This is a genomic window from Luteibacter sp. HA06 (genome assembly GCF_054061215.1).
The window spans coordinates 3,110,818-3,125,975 of the sequence record NZ_JBSSDZ010000001.1; the positions used below are offsets into that span (position 1 = coordinate 3,110,818).

A 15,158-nucleotide genomic window follows, 5' to 3' on the forward strand; every position below is an offset into this window, starting at 1 on the left:
AGCCGCTAGACTGGGCACGATGAGTGGTAACGGGGCCATGCTTCAAACAGATGTCGATACGTCGGTCGAGGCGATTTTGCGTCTTCCCGTCGTGCCGCGCATCCTCGACGCCGTCGTCCGCGCCACAGGGATGCGTTTCGCCGCCGTCGCCCGGGTGACCGAAAACCGCTGGACCGCCTGCGCCGTACGCGACGACCTGGGTTTCGGACTCAAGCCCGGCGAAGACCTGGTCCTCGAGACCACCATATGCAATGACATTCGCTCGCACCGTCAACCGGTCGTATTCGGCCACGCGAGCGAGCACGCCGTCTATTCGAAACACCACACGCCGAAGCATTACGGGCTCGAGTCCTACGCATCCGTACCGATCTATACGGTCGACGGCGAATTCTTCGGCACGCTCTGCGCGATCGACTCGCGCCCCAATGACCTGGATGAAGAACAGGTTGCCGCAGAGATGGTTCTCTACGGCGAACTCATCGCGTCGCAGATGGCCCTGGAAGGCCGCGTGGAAAACGCCGAACGCGCCCTGCGCACCTCGGTCGATGAAGGTGTGCTGCGAGAGCAGTTCCTCGCCGTTGTCGGCCACGACTTGCGTAGCCCCTTGCAGGCAGCGGGGATGGCTGCCGAAGCCCTATCCGGCATGGATCTGCCACCGCGCGCCGGCCGCCTGGCGGCCGTGGTCACGGCCAGCGCGAAACGCATGGCTGATCTGATCGACGACATCATGGATTTTGCCCGGGCACGCCTGGCCTCGGGAATTCCGGTCGCCCAGCTTGATCAAGGCGACCTCGCCGCAGCGATTGGACGTGTCGTTGCCGAGGTCTCGGCTGCACACCCTAATGCAAGAATCGTCAGCCAGGTCGACGTTCCCGGCGAACTGCGCTTCGACCCGGTGCGCCTTCAGCAGCTCCTTGCCAATCTGCTCAACAACGCCATCTCACATGGCGACACGCGACGGCCGATCCGCGTCGAGGGGCACGTCGAAGACCGCATCGTCGTCCTGGCCGTTACCAACTTTGGTACGCCCATCGATCCTGCGACGCAAGGCATGCTTTTCCAGCCGTTCTACCGGCCCGAAGCCGCGACGCCTCGCCCCGGTCTCGGTCTGGGGTTGTACATCGCGTCCGAAATTGCCCGTGCGCATGGCGGCACGCTGACCGTCTGCTCCAGCATGGACGACGGCACCTGCTTCACCCTGCGCCTGCCCCTTAGCGCCGCCTGACCCCCGGAGCCGCCGACCCTCAGCGCGCTGCCGCGGCCGGATACTCGGTCGTCGTCTCGAACTCCGCATAGGGCTGCCCGCTCTCTGGCAAATTTGCCAGCGGCAAGCGTTCGGCGACACCCATCAGGCGAGCTCGCAGGACACTGACCTCGCGCAATTTCTCCGACGCGGCGAACGAATACTGGTCGGTCATTTCAAAGGCCGCGACCACGTCACCATCTTCGCTTCGCATGATCCAGGGGCGTCGCGCCGTGATCAGTCCCGCGCGCTGCATCGCCTCATAGATTTCGAGAAGAATCGAAACGACCAGATCGGTGCGACCCGGAAACGGACGATAGCCAACGATGATGGAGGTGGACACGCTCGGACCTCGTGGCGTCGGATAGGGCTAAACCTCATTTGTAACCAGTAACGGTTCGGCGTCAAGCGTTACGTGGCGCGGTTTCGGCAAACCTTACAGCGCCCACTACAGTTCGCGCACGACACGAAATCCGACGCGTGCACTGCGCAGGTCCGCGGCCGCGCCCTGACGGTAGGCGGAGCGGACCATATCCGGAGCGCTGCCCCATGATCCACCCCGGATGACGCGACGTGAACAGCCCGGATTGACCCAGGCGTCGGCCGTACGCGGGGCACGTATGTAGTTGTCGTGCCAGCAGTCGCCGACCCATTCCGAGACATTGCCGCCCATGTCGTAAAGGCCGAATGGATTCGCCGCGAAGCTCATGACCGGCGCCGGACCCCAATAGCTGTCCTTGTAGCCGTTGAACGCATTGCTCCAGCGGCGTCCGGAGCCCGAGCGGTCGTTGCCACCGGTCAGGTTCTCCACCCGCGACGTGGGATTGTCATCACCCCACCAGTACCGCGTCGTGCTGCCGGCGCGAAGCGCGTACTCGAATTCCGCCTCGCTGGCGAGGCGATACTTCTTGCCCGTGCGCTGCGAAAGCCAGTCGGCATACGCCTTGGCGTCGTTCCAGGATACGTTGATGACAGGCAGGCGCTCCTGGCCAGGTTTTCCCGCGTAGTCGTCCTGCCAGGTTGCCGAGGTTTCGTCACGCAGGCCGCCGCTCTGTTCGTCGTAGACGCTGCCGCCACCGAGGGATTGCGACTGCGGCACGTAACCGCTGGACCGCACGAAGTCGCGAAACTGGCCGATCGTCACCGAGCTGCGGCCCATGCCGACGCCCTTGTCGATCTGGACTTCGTGCGCGGGCGCCTCATTGGTATCGTGACCGCGCTCGCCGTCTGGCGAGCCCATCATGAAGCGCCCCGTGGGAAGGACGACGAGGGCGGGAGCCTGTCCGGTCGAGTCGACGAACCGATCGGCGAAAACCTGACCCGGCTTGTAACTTGCGTAAAGGCGGGCGTTTGTCACGCGCTCGTTGAAATCGTCGATGCCGGCCAGGTCGGGGCTGATCTGCTGCGCCTTCGTCGCCAACTGCTGGGCCAGTTCGATATTGCCGGCATCCAGCGCCGAACGGGCCTGGGCAAGCATGGCCGAGCCGCTCTGGCGACGCATGCCTTCGATACGGCCGCGCGTATCCTGAAGCCCTTGCGATTCGGGCAGGATGGTCGCCGCCTCAGCCAGGAAGGTGTCCGCGGCAGCGAAGTCGTTCTGGGCGACAGCGGCCAGCGCCTTGTCGAGGACAGCTCGCTGGACCTGGATCACGCCTTGCTCCGCCACGGCGTTGTCCGGATCGAGCTCGAGCACCGCGCGATACGTGTCCAGTGCGCTGTCACCGTGCGGTTGGTCGGCCTTGCCTTCCTGCAGCTGGCTGGCCGCCTTGCCCAGCATCGGCCGCACCTTGTCGAGGATCGCCAGCTTCTCCTGCAGCGGCGTGACGTCGCCGGTGGCGCCTGGCAACGCCTTGAGCGCCGAGATTCCGTCGCGCGCGGCATCGGCGTCACCCAGTGCGATGTCCTGCTCGATTTCCGCCGCGAGCCGTGCACGTACCTCGTCCATGCCGCCAAGCGCGCGCTGGCTGTCCGCCTTCTGTTTGAGCACGGCCTCGAACATCGCTGCCGCGCTGTCCTTGCCACCGACCAGCCGATCGGCCTGCAAGGCCTTGTCGGCGCGGTCGAGTACGGCGCTCAGTTCGGGCGAATCGGGTGTCTTCTGGGCTGGAAGATCGACCTCGTTGGTCTTCTCGCGACGACGCCCGGCGATAACCGATGCAGGCGCAAGCATGATCGGCGGGCCCGCGTCGATCTCCGACACGATGGCACCGGGGGCAGCCTGCGGGCGTTGATCGAACCCCATCGTCGTGGGCTGCCCGCGCATCGGTGAGCGCGGCGTGTTCTGGCCCGGTTCCACATGCAGCAGCTGCGGAAAGAAGTGATAAAACAAGGCGAAACCGAGCACAGCCACGCCCAGGGAGCCGCCAATGGCGCGCTGTCGGCGGACGGTTTCGGTGTTCGGCATGGTGGGCTGTTCCGTGCGGGCCTGCTATCGTGCGCTGCCACCTTAGAGAATCGCGTGCGGCAGGGCAACACGAACGTCGCGCGCGCTCCATGCATGCACAAGGACGCAGGAATGACATCGAGCGACCTCGCTCCCGCCGCACCGTGGATCGACAACCACGACGAGTTGACCACCTGGCTCGCTCCGGTGGGCCCGACAGCCGTCGTCGGACTCGACACCGAGTTCATGCGACGTAACACCTTCTATCCGCAGCTCGCCCTGCTTCAGCTGGCCCACGAGGGCCGTTACGCGCTGATCGACCCCGTCGCGTTTCCGCTGGGTGACACGCTGAAACCCACGTTCGCCGACCACCCTGTCGTTACGGTGATGCACAGCGCCGGCGAAGATCTCGAAGCCATGTCGCCGTTCCTGCCTGACGGCCCGCATACCCTGTTCGACACCCAGATCGCCGCTGCCTTTGTCGGCATGGGCCTGGGCATCAGCTACCGGGCGCTGGTTGCGGAACTGGTGGGCGCGGAGCTCGACAAGGGCGAGACCCGCAGCGACTGGCTGCAACGCCCGCTGACCGAATCGCAGAAGCTCTATGCGACGCTCGACGTGGTCCACCTGCACCCGGTCCACGCGATCCTCAGCGAGCGCCTGGTCGAGCGTGACCGCGCTGCCTGGCACGCGGAAGACTGCTCACGAATGAAACGCCGTGCCAGTCAGCGCGAAGGCGATCCGCAACCGCAGCGCAGCTTCAAGGCCGCCGCAGAGTGGACTCCGGAGAAGCAGGCCCTGCTTCGCCGCGTGCTGCGCTGGCGCGAGACGACCGCTCGCGAGCTGGACAAACCGCGCTCGTGGCTTCTCGAAGACGCCCAGGCGCTGGATCTCACCAGCAGCCGGCCGCGTGATGCCGCGAACCTTGACGAACGCGTGCGTGGTACCCGCTCGCTGCGCTCGCCGCAGCGCAAGGAACTGTTCGACCTGCTTCAGCAACCGCTGGAGAGCGAAGAAATCGAGTCGACGGCGCCCGTCGTGGGTCATCCGGTGGGCGACGCCAAGCGCGCTATCAACGAGATGCGCAGCGTGATCGACCTGCTCGCAACCCAGCTCGACCTTCCGCCCGGCCTGCTCTGCTCGCGCCGGTCGATGGAGGAATACGTGATGACAGGCGCATGGCCCGAAGCCCTCGAAGGCTGGCGCCGCGGCGTCCTCCACGAACGCCTGGCCGGCCTCCTGCCCCGCTAAAAAGAACATGTAGGAGCCGATTCATCGGCGAATGGCCTTGCCACTTCACCGCTCCGTTGGCTTTCGCCGATGAATCGGCTCCCACACCAGCACGCTGAGGCGTTACCGCATCGCCGGATGCTGCGCCGAGAACCGCGCAGCGAGGTCGTCCCGCTCGAACGATGCCATCACGTGTTCCACGAACACGCGCGTCTTCCGCGGCAACAGCTTTTGCGCCGCGTAGTAGATCGAAATATCGCCGCCATCCACCCACCAGTCGGGCAACACACGCCTTAACAAGCCCCGCTCGATATACGGCAGCGCATGCGGCACGGACACCAGTGCGATGCCAAGTCCCTGCGTCGCCGCCTGGTTCGCTGCATCGGGATCGTCGAACAGGATGCGTGTTTCCAGGTCGATGGACGCTTTGCCACCCGCGCCGTCGACGAGAGTCCAGTTACGGATCCGACCGGTCTGGGGAGAGCGCAGGAGGATGCCTGCCCGTCCGGCGAGTTCAGCCGGTGTAGCCGGCACACCACGCGTCGACAGGTAGGACGGCGAGGCCACGAGGACCCGGTGCGCCGGAGCCAACCGGCGGGCGACCAGACCGGGCTGCAAGTCGAAGCCCCCGCCGATCGCAACGTCGAATCCCTCGCCGATAAGGTCGACGGCCCGGTTGTCGAAATGCCAATCCGGCTGGACCCTTGGGTTTGCACGGAGGAAGGCGCCCAATAGGGGAACGATCCAGTCGCGCCCGAATGCGTTGCCCATGCTCACCCGCAGCCTGCCGCTCGGACTGGCATGCGCCACAGTGGCGTTGGACATCGCCGTCTGCAGGCTGTCCAGACTGTCCACGACCTCCAGCCGGAACGCCTCGCCCGCCTCCGTAAGCGACAGACGCCGCGTGCTGCGCTGGAACAGCCGGACACCGAGGGCAGCCTCGAGGCGCGCCACGTTCTTGCCTACGGCAGCCGGGGTCAGCCCCAGGGCCCGACCGGCCGCGGCGAAGCTGCCGGACTCGGCACTACGGATGAAGCAGACAATTCCGTTGAGGGTGTCCATGGCACGATTCTAAACCGATAGGATCGACTGCATGGGCGACATCAAGCCTACCGATACCGACCCGCCGGCGCTATTAATGTTGGTGTCCACATCACCTCACTACGGAGTCATGCCATGAGCGATCTCAATTCCATCCAGGGCAAGAGCGCCCTCATCCTCGGCGGATCACGCGGCATCGGCGCCGCCATTGCCCGTCGCCTCGCCGCCGGTGGCGCGAATGTCGTGCTTACCTATGTCAATGGCGCTGCTGCGGCCGAAGCCGTCGTCGCCGACATCACGGCCAAGGGTGGTCGTGCCGTCGCTTTCCAGGCGGATAGCGCTAGCGACACCGCGATTGACGCTGCCGTCGCGAAGACGAAGGAAGCCTTCGGCGGTCTCGATATCCTGGTCAACAATGCGGGCGTCCTCGCCTTCAGCCCGATCGAAGATTTCCCGATCGAAGAACTCGATCGCACGCTTGCGGTGAACGTGCGGGCCGCGGTCGTCGCGAGCAAGTTGGGCGCCCGGGCAATGAACAACGGCGGTCGCATCATCCACATCGGCAGCACCAACGCGGAGCGCATGCCCGGCCCGGGTGGCGCAGTCTATGCCATGAGCAAATCGGCACTCCAGGGTCTCACCAAGGGACTCGCTCGCGATCTCGGCCCCCGCGGCATCACGGTCAATAACGTGCAGCCCGGCCCGATCGATACCGACATGAATCCGAAGGACGGCCCGTTCGCTGCGCAGTTGCTGCCGATGCTTGCCGTCGGCCGCTACGGTCATGCCGATGAGGTAGCCAGTTTCGTCGCCTATCTCGCCGGCCCCGAAGCAGCCAACATCACCGGTGCGAACCTCCTGATCGACGGCGGCTTCGCTGCCTGATGGTCTGTGTGGGAGCCGCTTCAGCGGCGATGCCAAGACATGTGGGAGCCGCTTCAGCGGCGAAAAGCCAACGGAGCGGTGACGCGCCAGGCCCCATCGCCGATGAATCGGCTCCCACACAAACACGACGGCTTAGTTGAACGACGCCCCGAACGTGATCATGAACGCGCGCGGCTGAAGCAGGCCGTAGGTCGGCGAGCTGGTATACAGCGAGCCCTGCGTGGTTGCGAGGAACTGCGCCGAGCTGACATACGAGAACGCCTTGTGGTCGGTCAGGTTGCTCACGTTGACCTTGATATACGGCGACTTGAGAGCCTCCCAATCACTGAAGCGGTAACCACCGGCCAGGTTGAACTGCGTGAATCCGCCCACGCGTTCGGTATTGAGGTAGTCACCGTAAAGCGAGCTGCTGACGCGCGCCGACAACGTGGCCCAGATGTGGGCGTTGTCGTCATAGCTGAGGCTCACGTTGCCGATGTTGCGCGCGGTGTCCGGCATCGTCTTGCCATTGGACGGATAGATACCGTCGCCACCACCGTCGATATTGCCGACGATCTTCGCCTGGGTGTACGTGTAGGACGCATACGCCGTCCAGTCCTGGCTCAGCTTGTAGCTGGCTTCCGAGCTGAAGCCCTGCATGTGCATGCGCTTGATCGACGTGTAATACGTATAGCCCGTCGTTTCGTCGAACGCGCTTTCCTGCTTGTTGTTGTAATTGCTGCGATAGACATCGGCGCTGACCGAGAGCGCATCGCCATAGAAACGCCAGCCAAGGTCCGTGTTCCATGCCGTTTCCGGTGCATTGGCCGCCTGCTGGTTAGCCAGCGAGTTCAGCAGGAGCACCGTGTTCGGCGGCGCGCGGAAGGTCTTGCCGCTGCCAATGTAGAACTGGTTGCGCTCATCCAGCTGGAACTTCACGCCTGCCGTCGGCAACACCTTGTGCCAGTTCTTGTCCACGTCCGTGGTGAACTGCTGCTTGGTCAACGCACCGGCGACCGAGCCCGGATATTCCTGCGCGAAGCCCGTGCGATTGGTCCACAGGTAGCTGACGCCCGCGGTGAACGTCCAGTAGTCGTTCGGCGTCCAGTTGTCGGTGACGAAGCCCTTCTTGATCTCGGTATTCGTGTATTCGTTGTAAACCTTCTGGCCCAGGCCGCTGCCCGGGTAGGTCACAAAGCTGTCGTCGCCCCAGATCGAAGCTGGCGTACCCTCGCCGTTCACCAAGCCGTAAATATCGGACTGGCTCTTGCGCGAGCGCTCGTACCACACGCCGTACTCGAGGCTGTTGTCCTGGCCCAGGTCCTGGTTGAACTTGGCGATGATGCCGGGGCGATAGGTCAGCGCGGCCGAGTACGAATAGACGACGCCCTTGTCGTTGGCCGAGACAACGCCGTTGTTGTTGACGTCCTGGTTGGCGTAGCCGAAGCGGTCCGCACCGGTCGGTGCTTCGTTCACCGTGGCACCCGCACCACTGCCGCCATTGCCGTACCAGAAGTACGGGACAACGGACAGACGCAGGCTGTCGCTGAACTTGAACTCACCATCCAGGCTGGCCATGTAACTCTTGAACGGATTGGTGCGCAGGCCGTAGTAATACGTGTTGTTGTTGATCGCGGCAGTCGAGCTACCCGGCAGCCAGGTGTTCAGGTAGTCGTAGTGGTAGCCGTTCTGGGCGACCTGCGCCTTGGTCAGCGAACGGTAATTGATGTTGTTTTCGCGGTTGTACTGCAGCGACGCGCTGATCGAGTTGTTATCGTCGATCGTCCACACCGACTTGCCGTCGACCTTGGTCACTTCCAGATCGCCCGGGCCACGCCATTTGTCGGCGGTGTTGCGCGAATACGAGATCCACGAACGCACCGGACCGGTGTCACCGGTGTTGAGGCGGATGAAGGTGCGGCGATAATCGTTGCTTCCCAGGCTCTGGGTGAAATCCACGCCGGCCTTGTGCGACGGATCGATCGTCGCCCAGCCGATGTGACCGCCGCTGGCGCCGGAGTCCGGCATGTCGATATCCGGGATGCCCTGCAGAACCGTGATGTCGCCCATGTTTTCGCTGTCGCCGTATTCGGTCGCGTAGACCGAGTAGCTGCCCGAGTCGGTGATGGGCGCGCCGTTGAGCGTCATGCCGATATCCGAGGAGTCGAAGCCGCGAATCGAGTAGTGGCCGTTGGCCAGGCCCGTGACGTCGTCGGTCGCGGCATTCACGCCCGGGATCGAGCCGATCATCTGGGTGAAGTTCGCGCCCGGCGAGGCCTTGACGATCGCGTCGCGGGTAATCGTCGAAACCGCCTTGGCCGCCGTCTGCACGGACATCAGGCCCGCACCCAGGGTGAGGCTGGAGGCCGAAACCTGCACATTGCTCATCTGCTGCACGCGACGCGTGTCGTTGGAGGTCGTCGTGTTGGACGTGCTCGAAGCACTGCGCTGTGCAGGCGTCTGCGTGGCGGTCGTGGTATCCGACTGGCTCGCCGCGTCCTGTGCCCAGACCGAAGCCGCGGCCATCGAAAAGACGACGGCGATCGCCAAGGAGAGATGGTTTCTTTTCACTGGAGTTTCCTGAGTTACAAGGGTTAATCGTTATCCGCAGTTACCCGTTCGACACTATCTTTCGATAATCGAAGGCACCTGCGATTTCTGCTGTCATTGCTGCGTAATACTTGCTGAAATACGCAAGTTCACACGCTTTCCCTAGGCATAAAAAAGCCCAGTCGACGTTGACCGGGCGGATATTGCGATGTCGTTTTTTTATTGCGGCGAATCGCACGAAATAATGCGTGCGTCTTCGCTACCCCAGAAGATTCTCATGCTTATTTTACAGCATATTTACAACGCCGCCATTAGGAAGAATTCCGCCCACAGTTAATCGGGGAGGCGGATTCAGCGGGCGTCGGCGTCGGCGTTGCCATAGGCAGCCAGGAACTCGTCGGAGGAGACGTAGTCCGCCAACGTCCGCAATGCGTCCGCCGCTTCGCTGCCGAGTACGTTCTCGACCTGCTGATTCGCCGCGGCCCAGAGATGCAGAGCGTCATGTAACACGACCGCTCCGTGGTCGGTGAGCGCGACCCGCTTGGCTCGCCTGTCTTCCTTATCCGGCGACAGCACCACCAGATCGTCCCGCACCAATGGCCGCAGCGCATGAGTGACGGCGGAAATCTGCAGCACCAGCTTGGTCGCCAGATCCTGGAGCGTCGGCGACCTCCCCTCGTTCGCGGCAGCCAGGCGCTCGATGTCCGCGAGCAGACCGATCTGCGTGGCTTTCAGCCCGACCGGGGCGAGCGCGTCGTCATAAAGATTGCCGAGGCGCCTCGCGGCCCGCCTCAGGGCCGTATTTGTGCAAGCGAGGGCGAGGAAGGCGCTCGCGTCAGACGCCGCCTTGTCGGCGACGGCTTGCTGCGCATTCGGCTTCTTGGAGGTTTTCGCCATGACGGAAGGATGGTTGAGCACTGAAGCATTGACAAGTCGCCAGTCTACGCCTATAACGTTGAGCACTCAACCTTTTGCTTGAGCCCTCAACTACTGTAACCGGAGTGTCATCATGTCCTCTTCCAAGAAAACCGCCGTCGTCACCGGTGCTTCCTCGGGTATCGGCGCCGTGTATGCCCAGCGCCTGGCCGCCCGGGGCTACGATCTGGTCCTGGTAGCGCGCCGGGCAGAACGCCTTGCCTCACTGGCGGACCAGCTCGGCAAGGCCCACGGAGTCGATGTACGCGTGCTGGCTGCCGACCTCGAGAAAGACGCCGATGTCGCGAAGGTGGAAGCCCTGCTCACCGCGGACGACAGTGTGCGGATGCTGGTCAACAACGCGGGCCTCGCACGTCTTCGTCCCTTGAAGGACACCTCGGTCGCGGATGCCCACTCGCAGGTGGCACTGAACATCACCGCCCTCACCCGCCTCACGCAGGCTGTCCTGCCGGGCCTCGTGGCGCGCAACGAAGGCACGATCATCAACGTCGCCTCGGTGCTCGCGGTGCATTCGCTGCCGATCAGCGCTGTCTACAGCGGCACGAAGGCTTATGTCCTGGCCTTCACCCGCGGCCTGCAAGCCGAGCTTGCCGACACCGGCGTCAAGGTCCAGTTGGTTCTGCCCGCCTCCACCGCCACCGAGATCTGGTCGGAAGAGGTCTCCGGCATCCCGCTCTCCGCGCTGCGCGAGGAGTCCATCATGAGCGCCGAAGACATGGTGGATGCTTCGCTCACCGGCCTGGACAACGGCGAGACGGTTACCTGGCCTTCCGTTGCCGACGACGGCCTGTGGACCGCGTACGACAGCGCGCGTGCCGCCCTGTTCGCGGCGACCCAGACCGGTACACCGGCGCCGCGTTATACGAAGGCGTAACGCTCCACGAGACGTGGTGCCAGCGGCCTTCCCCGGCGGCTGGCACCCGTGAAGCCTGCTAATATTCCGCTCGTGAAACCTCATCGATTCGGCGATATAGCGGCCTTCGTCGCCGTGGTGAAAGCGGGGAGCATCACCGCCGCCACGAACTCACTCGAACTGACCCGCTCTGCCGTCGGCAAGAGCATCGTGCGCCTGGAAACCCAGCTCGGCCTGCGCCTGCTTAACCGCACCACGCGCAAGCTGAGCCTGACCGACGAAGGGGCCGTGGTCTACGAACGTTGGCGTCAGATCCTGGACGAGCTTGAAGACGTCGACGCCACCATGGCACTACGTCGTAGCCAGCCTACGGGCACGCTGAAGTTCCTGATGCCGCCCACCTTCGGGCAGCGCCACGTGCTGCCCGTACTCAACGCCTATCTCAACGAGTGGCCCGCACTTCGCGCGGAGCTTTGGTTCACCGACCGCTTCGTCGACCTGGTCGAGGATGGTTTCGACCTGGCGATACGCATCGGTGCGCCCAAGGAAGACTCGCAGATGCTGACGCGTACTGTCGCCTGGCGGCAGTTCGTCGTGTGCGCGTCACCGGATTACCTGGCGAGGCGAGGCGTCCCCCAGGCACCGCGCGATCTGCTAAGTCACGACACGATCATGTACGCCGTCGGCGAACAACCGCGGCCATGGCGTCTCTACACGGGCGATGTGCCGCATGCCTACGAGGGGCCGGCGCGGCTGGACATCGACAGTTACGAGGTCATGCGTGAAATGGCGCTGGCAGGATTTGGCCTGACGTTCCTGCCGAACTACATACTCGCCGACGAGCTGCGTGCGGGCACGCTTGTTGAAGTATTGCGTGAGCATCGGCCCCCACCCGATCCCATTCGGCTGGTCTATCCGAGCAGGCAGCATCTGGCGCCGCGAACGCGTGCCTTTATCGACCTGCTTGCGCAGCGATGGGAATCAGGAGCGCCCTGGGAGACGTAGGCGAAGCACGGCATTGGGGACGGACAGGCCCGGATGAAGGTCGTCTGGCGGGGTATATCCGAGGCGCGATGCGGCAGAGACTGCCGCATCGCAACTACCCCAGCACGCCTCGCCATGAAAAGCACCGTTTCCGTTGCAGGCCAATCCGCCCTCCTCGCATGCACGCTGTTCGCGTCCACGCTACTCGCTGGCTGCCACGCGACGACCGACGCACGATGGACGACTGCCAACGACACCGTCTACCGCTGGGAGCACGCGCTGCCCACCCTGCCCGTCGAGGTTCGTGGGCATCTTCCGAACATCACCCATGAGCAGATTGCGCAGACGTTCCCGCATGCACTCCCGCTGCGCGATCCCACGGACCACCCGGCTGCTCGGCTCGTCGTGGACGCAGGGAGTGATGCGCCGCCGGCAGACGACACCTACTGCGCAACGCCAGCCCCGGGCCAGGCGAACACCGCTTCCAGGACGCCGTTTGCACTCACCATGACGCTCTGTGATGGCACGCGCCTGGTGGCGTCTTCGCGCTCACTGGTCGCTCCGGGCAAGAGCAACGTCGAGGATCTCCCTCGCCAGATCGACCACCTGAAGAACCTGATGCTCATCGGCATCGATGAGAGCCCCGCCCAGCGCGTCCATATCCAGGGCTAAAGCGTTGATCGACTTTCTCGTAGGGGAGCGGCAGGCCTGGATCTTCGTGTTCAAGTGCCTGCTCGCGTTCTATATCGCGGCATGGCTGGCCATGCTTCTTCAACTCGAACAACCCGCCACGGCGATGGTCACCGTCGCGCTGGTCATGCATCCGCAGAGCGGCATGGTCCGGGCCAAAGGCTTCTACCGCGCCATCGGCAACGTCGCGGGCAGCCTCTGTGCGCTGTTGTTGATCGCGGTGTTTCCGCAGCAGCCGGACATGTTCCTGCTGGCCCTCTCGTTGTGGGTGGCCGGCTGCGCCGCCGGCGCGATGACATACCGAAACTTCATGTCCTACGGCTTCGTGCTGTCGGGTTACACCGCGGCCATCGTCGCGCTGCCGGCCATCACCGATCCGACCAGCGTGTTCGACGGCGCCATGATGCGGGTCAGCGAAGTGCTGCTCGGCGTCATCGTGGCTGGCGTGGTCAGCGACGTGGTGTTTCCGGACCGCCTCGGCGATGTGCTTCGTCGCAGCAGGCAAGAGCATTTCGAACAGTTCATCGCGTTGACGGCCGCAGGCCTGCGCGCCGGTACGTCGCGGGTATCGATGGAACGAGAGCACATTCGCTTCCTGCGGGCATCCGTCCAGATCGAAGACCTGCGCTCGTCGGTCATCTTCGAAGACCCGGAGACACGTGCGCGCAGCCGTCGCATGCAGCTGCACAACCTTCGCTACATGGCCGCGGCGACCACCTTCCAGTCGCTTTACCACCTGATCCGACGACTCCAGCGGCAAAGTCATCCCGCGACCGCCGAGGCGCTCCTCCGGTTGTATGACCCTTTGAGCGAGGCGCTATCGGAAGCGTCGTCCGGACATACGGCGCCGGGGCCTCTGGCGAACCGTGTCGTCGCCTGTGAAGCGGAACTGCCGATGTTGGCGGCGACCTTGCGTGCGTCGCTGCGGGACGACGCCGATGTGCGGGCGGAATTCGACAGCGGCGCCGCGCTGACCCTGCGCTTTGCCGGCGAGATGGCTGACCTCACGGCGCTCGAGGTGTCACTACGCAAGAACGACGCGCGCCCGCCGGAGAGTGTCGAGCACGTCGCGTTTAAACGCTCCAATGACTATGTCGCACCGCTGGTCACCGCGCTGCGAGGCTTCGCCGCCCTCGCCATGTTGAGCGTGTTCTGGATCGGCACGAGCTGGTCGTCGGGCCCCAGCGCGCTGCTGACCGCCTCGTACTTCTGCGGGTTATTGGCAACGTCGCCGTCGCCGGTGTCGGCGGCCATCAATATCTCGATCGGTTACGCACTCGGCATGACCGCCGCCTTTATCACGGCCTTCTACCTGATGCCGGGTAGTGACGGCTTCCTGATGCTGGTTCTTTCCTCGATGCCGTTGATGCTGATCGGTCCTTACCTGCTCACGCGCAACGCCACCCTCCCTGGCATGGGCACCGGCTATGTCATGAGCTTCGCGGGCATCCTCGCCTTGAAAAACCCGATGGTCTACAACCCCGTGCAGTTGCTCAACGACGCGATCGGCTCATGGCTTGGCGTCGTCGTCTGTGGCGTCGCGTTCATGCTCATCCCCACCGTGATCGGCACCGGATGGTTGCGTCGCCGACAACTGCAGAAACTGCGTCAGCAGGTCACGTTTGCCGCATCGTCTCCGATGACTGGCCTGCTCCACCACGCTGAAAGCGCCAACCGGGACCTGCTCCACCAGATCGTGCAACACACGAAGCCGGACAGCGCTGAGCTGAAGCACCTGCTGACATGGGGACTCGCGGTTCACGAAAGCGTGCGCGCCGTCATCGAATTGCGCCAGGACATGCAGCATGCGGAGCTTCCGCCGCCGCTGAAAGGAGCCATGCAGCGCGCGGTGGACGCACTGGCCGCCGTGTACGAAACACCGGATGCCCACCTCTGGCGGGAGGCCGATCGCAGCATCGGGCATGCGATCACGCTTACCACGCAGGCGCTCCCACGCGCGTATGCGAGTTGTCGTGCACCGTTGACCCACCTGCTGCAACTTCACGCGGCACTCCGTGACGACGAGTCCGCCCTCGCCTCTTTCATCGACACGACACCGGAACCACTCCATGCCGCGTGAGATCGATTTCGCCGGCGCCACGGTGCCAGGCATGCTCCTCATCTACCTCGCCTGCCTGCTCCTGCAATGGTTGATCGACACGGTCGGCGGCCATTTCGGCCTGTATCGCCATGTGTGGCACCCGGCCCTGTTTCGGGTAGCCCTGTTTTTCTGCCTCTTCGCCTCGATCGGCCTGCTGGTCTATCCCTGAGTACCCCATGAAGACCACGCTCCAGTCCCTGCTCCGTCTCGGCATCACCGCCACCGTCGTCTGCCTCGCTTTGCTGCTCGGCCGCCTGTTGTGGAACCACTACATGATTTCCCC

The 15,158-nt window shown here is 64.0% G+C and carries 13 protein-coding genes; 8 read left to right on the forward strand and 5 right to left on the reverse strand.

Annotated features, from left to right (window positions below; genetic code table 11):
• Positions 1–37 precede the first annotated feature (37 nt).
• Positions 38–1,225, forward strand: a complete 1,188-nt coding sequence (locus tag ACVWWJ_RS14320) for a GAF domain-containing sensor histidine kinase (protein ID WP_456968404.1) — start codon at positions 38–40, stop codon at positions 1,223–1,225.
• A 19-nt stretch (positions 1,226–1,244) separates the two neighbouring features.
• Here the strand turns inward: ACVWWJ_RS14320 and ACVWWJ_RS14325 are convergent, their stop codons facing one another.
• The gene (locus tag ACVWWJ_RS14325; protein ID WP_159895129.1) at positions 1,245–1,586 is read right to left on the reverse strand and encodes a hypothetical protein; all 342 of its coding nucleotides are present in this window, start codon (positions 1,584–1,586) and stop codon (positions 1,245–1,247) included.
• A gap of 105 nt (positions 1,587–1,691) precedes the next feature.
• A complete protein-coding gene (locus ACVWWJ_RS14330; RefSeq protein ID WP_456968405.1) occupies positions 1,692–3,647 on the reverse strand; it encodes an SUMF1/EgtB/PvdO family nonheme iron enzyme in 1,956 nt (651 codons plus the stop codon).
• A 111-nt stretch (positions 3,648–3,758) separates the two neighbouring features.
• Here ACVWWJ_RS14330 and rnd point away from each other — a divergent pair, with 111 nt between their 5' ends.
• Positions 3,759–4,877 (forward strand): ribonuclease D, encoded by a 1,119-nt coding sequence (gene rnd / locus ACVWWJ_RS14335; protein ID WP_456968406.1) that lies wholly within the window; start codon positions 3,759–3,761, stop codon positions 4,875–4,877.
• 102 nt (positions 4,878–4,979) lie between these two features.
• On the opposite strand, the gene ACVWWJ_RS14340 is transcribed toward rnd, so the two are convergent.
• Positions 4,980–5,918: a LysR family transcriptional regulator gene (locus ACVWWJ_RS14340; protein WP_456968407.1), complete on the reverse strand. Its 939-nt coding sequence runs from the start codon at positions 5,916–5,918 to the stop codon at positions 4,980–4,982.
• 114 nt (positions 5,919–6,032) lie between these two features.
• On the opposite strand from ACVWWJ_RS14340, the gene ACVWWJ_RS14345 reads away from it, so the two are divergent.
• Positions 6,033–6,782: a 3-oxoacyl-ACP reductase family protein gene (locus ACVWWJ_RS14345; protein WP_456968408.1), complete on the forward strand. Its 750-nt coding sequence runs from the start codon at positions 6,033–6,035 to the stop codon at positions 6,780–6,782.
• A 132-nt stretch (positions 6,783–6,914) separates the two neighbouring features.
• On the opposite strand, the gene ACVWWJ_RS14350 is transcribed toward ACVWWJ_RS14345, so the two are convergent.
• The gene (locus ACVWWJ_RS14350; protein WP_159895148.1) at positions 6,915–9,332 is read right to left on the reverse strand and encodes a TonB-dependent receptor domain-containing protein; all 2,418 of its coding nucleotides are present in this window, start codon (positions 9,330–9,332) and stop codon (positions 6,915–6,917) included.
• 330 nt (positions 9,333–9,662) lie between these two features.
• Positions 9,663–10,208 (reverse strand): MarR family winged helix-turn-helix transcriptional regulator, encoded by a 546-nt coding sequence (locus ACVWWJ_RS14355; RefSeq protein ID WP_456968409.1) that lies wholly within the window; start codon positions 10,206–10,208, stop codon positions 9,663–9,665.
• Positions 10,209–10,320: 112 nt separating this feature from the next.
• Here ACVWWJ_RS14355 and ACVWWJ_RS14360 point away from each other — a divergent pair, with 112 nt between their 5' ends.
• The 5 genes from ACVWWJ_RS14360 to ACVWWJ_RS14380 all read left to right on the forward strand — a co-directional run bounded on the left by ACVWWJ_RS14360 (position 10,321) and on the right by ACVWWJ_RS14380 (position 15,044).
• Positions 10,321–11,121 carry an SDR family NAD(P)-dependent oxidoreductase gene (locus ACVWWJ_RS14360; protein WP_159895152.1) on the forward strand — a complete coding sequence of 267 codons (801 nt, stop codon included), beginning with the start codon at positions 10,321–10,323 and terminating at the stop codon, positions 11,119–11,121.
• A gap of 72 nt (positions 11,122–11,193) precedes the next feature.
• The gene (locus ACVWWJ_RS14365) at positions 11,194–12,105 is read left to right on the forward strand and encodes a LysR family transcriptional regulator (RefSeq protein WP_456968410.1); all 912 of its coding nucleotides are present in this window, start codon (positions 11,194–11,196) and stop codon (positions 12,103–12,105) included.
• A gap of 114 nt (positions 12,106–12,219) precedes the next feature.
• Complete coding sequence (locus ACVWWJ_RS14370; protein ID WP_456968411.1) at positions 12,220–12,756, forward strand: hypothetical protein; 537 nt, start codon at positions 12,220–12,222, stop codon at positions 12,754–12,756.
• Between the two features lie 4 nt (positions 12,757–12,760).
• Entirely contained in the window at positions 12,761–14,854 is a 2,094-nt protein-coding gene (locus ACVWWJ_RS14375) for an FUSC family protein (RefSeq protein ID WP_456968412.1), read from the forward strand.
• The gene (locus ACVWWJ_RS14380; RefSeq protein ID WP_456968414.1) at positions 14,844–15,044 is read left to right on the forward strand and encodes a DUF1656 domain-containing protein; all 201 of its coding nucleotides are present in this window, start codon (positions 14,844–14,846) and stop codon (positions 15,042–15,044) included. Before ACVWWJ_RS14375 ends, ACVWWJ_RS14380 begins: the two co-directional genes overlap by 11 nt.
• The last annotated feature ends 114 nt before the right edge of the window (positions 15,045–15,158 follow it).

Excerpts from the sequence above, each read along its gene's own strand:
- ACVWWJ_RS14320 (WP_456968404.1), top strand. The coding sequence starts at position 38 with ATGCTTCAAACAGATGTCGATACGTCGGTCGAGGCGATTTTGCGTCTT.
- ACVWWJ_RS14330 (WP_456968405.1), bottom strand. The coding sequence starts at position 3,647 with ATGCCGAACACCGAAACCGTCCGCCGACAGCGCGCCATTGGCGGCTCC.
- rnd (WP_456968406.1), top strand. The coding sequence starts at position 3,759 with ATGACATCGAGCGACCTCGCTCCCGCCGCACCGTGGATCGACAACCAC.
- ACVWWJ_RS14340 (WP_456968407.1), bottom strand. The coding sequence starts at position 5,918 with ATGGACACCCTCAACGGAATTGTCTGCTTCATCCGTAGTGCCGAGTCC.
- ACVWWJ_RS14345 (WP_456968408.1), top strand. The coding sequence starts at position 6,033 with ATGAGCGATCTCAATTCCATCCAGGGCAAGAGCGCCCTCATCCTCGGC.
- ACVWWJ_RS14355 (WP_456968409.1), bottom strand. The coding sequence starts at position 10,208 with ATGGCGAAAACCTCCAAGAAGCCGAATGCGCAGCAAGCCGTCGCCGAC.
- ACVWWJ_RS14360 (WP_159895152.1), top strand. The coding sequence starts at position 10,321 with ATGTCCTCTTCCAAGAAAACCGCCGTCGTCACCGGTGCTTCCTCGGGT.
- ACVWWJ_RS14370 (WP_456968411.1), top strand. The coding sequence starts at position 12,220 with ATGAAAAGCACCGTTTCCGTTGCAGGCCAATCCGCCCTCCTCGCATGC.
- ACVWWJ_RS14380 (WP_456968414.1), top strand. The coding sequence starts at position 14,844 with ATGCCGCGTGAGATCGATTTCGCCGGCGCCACGGTGCCAGGCATGCTC.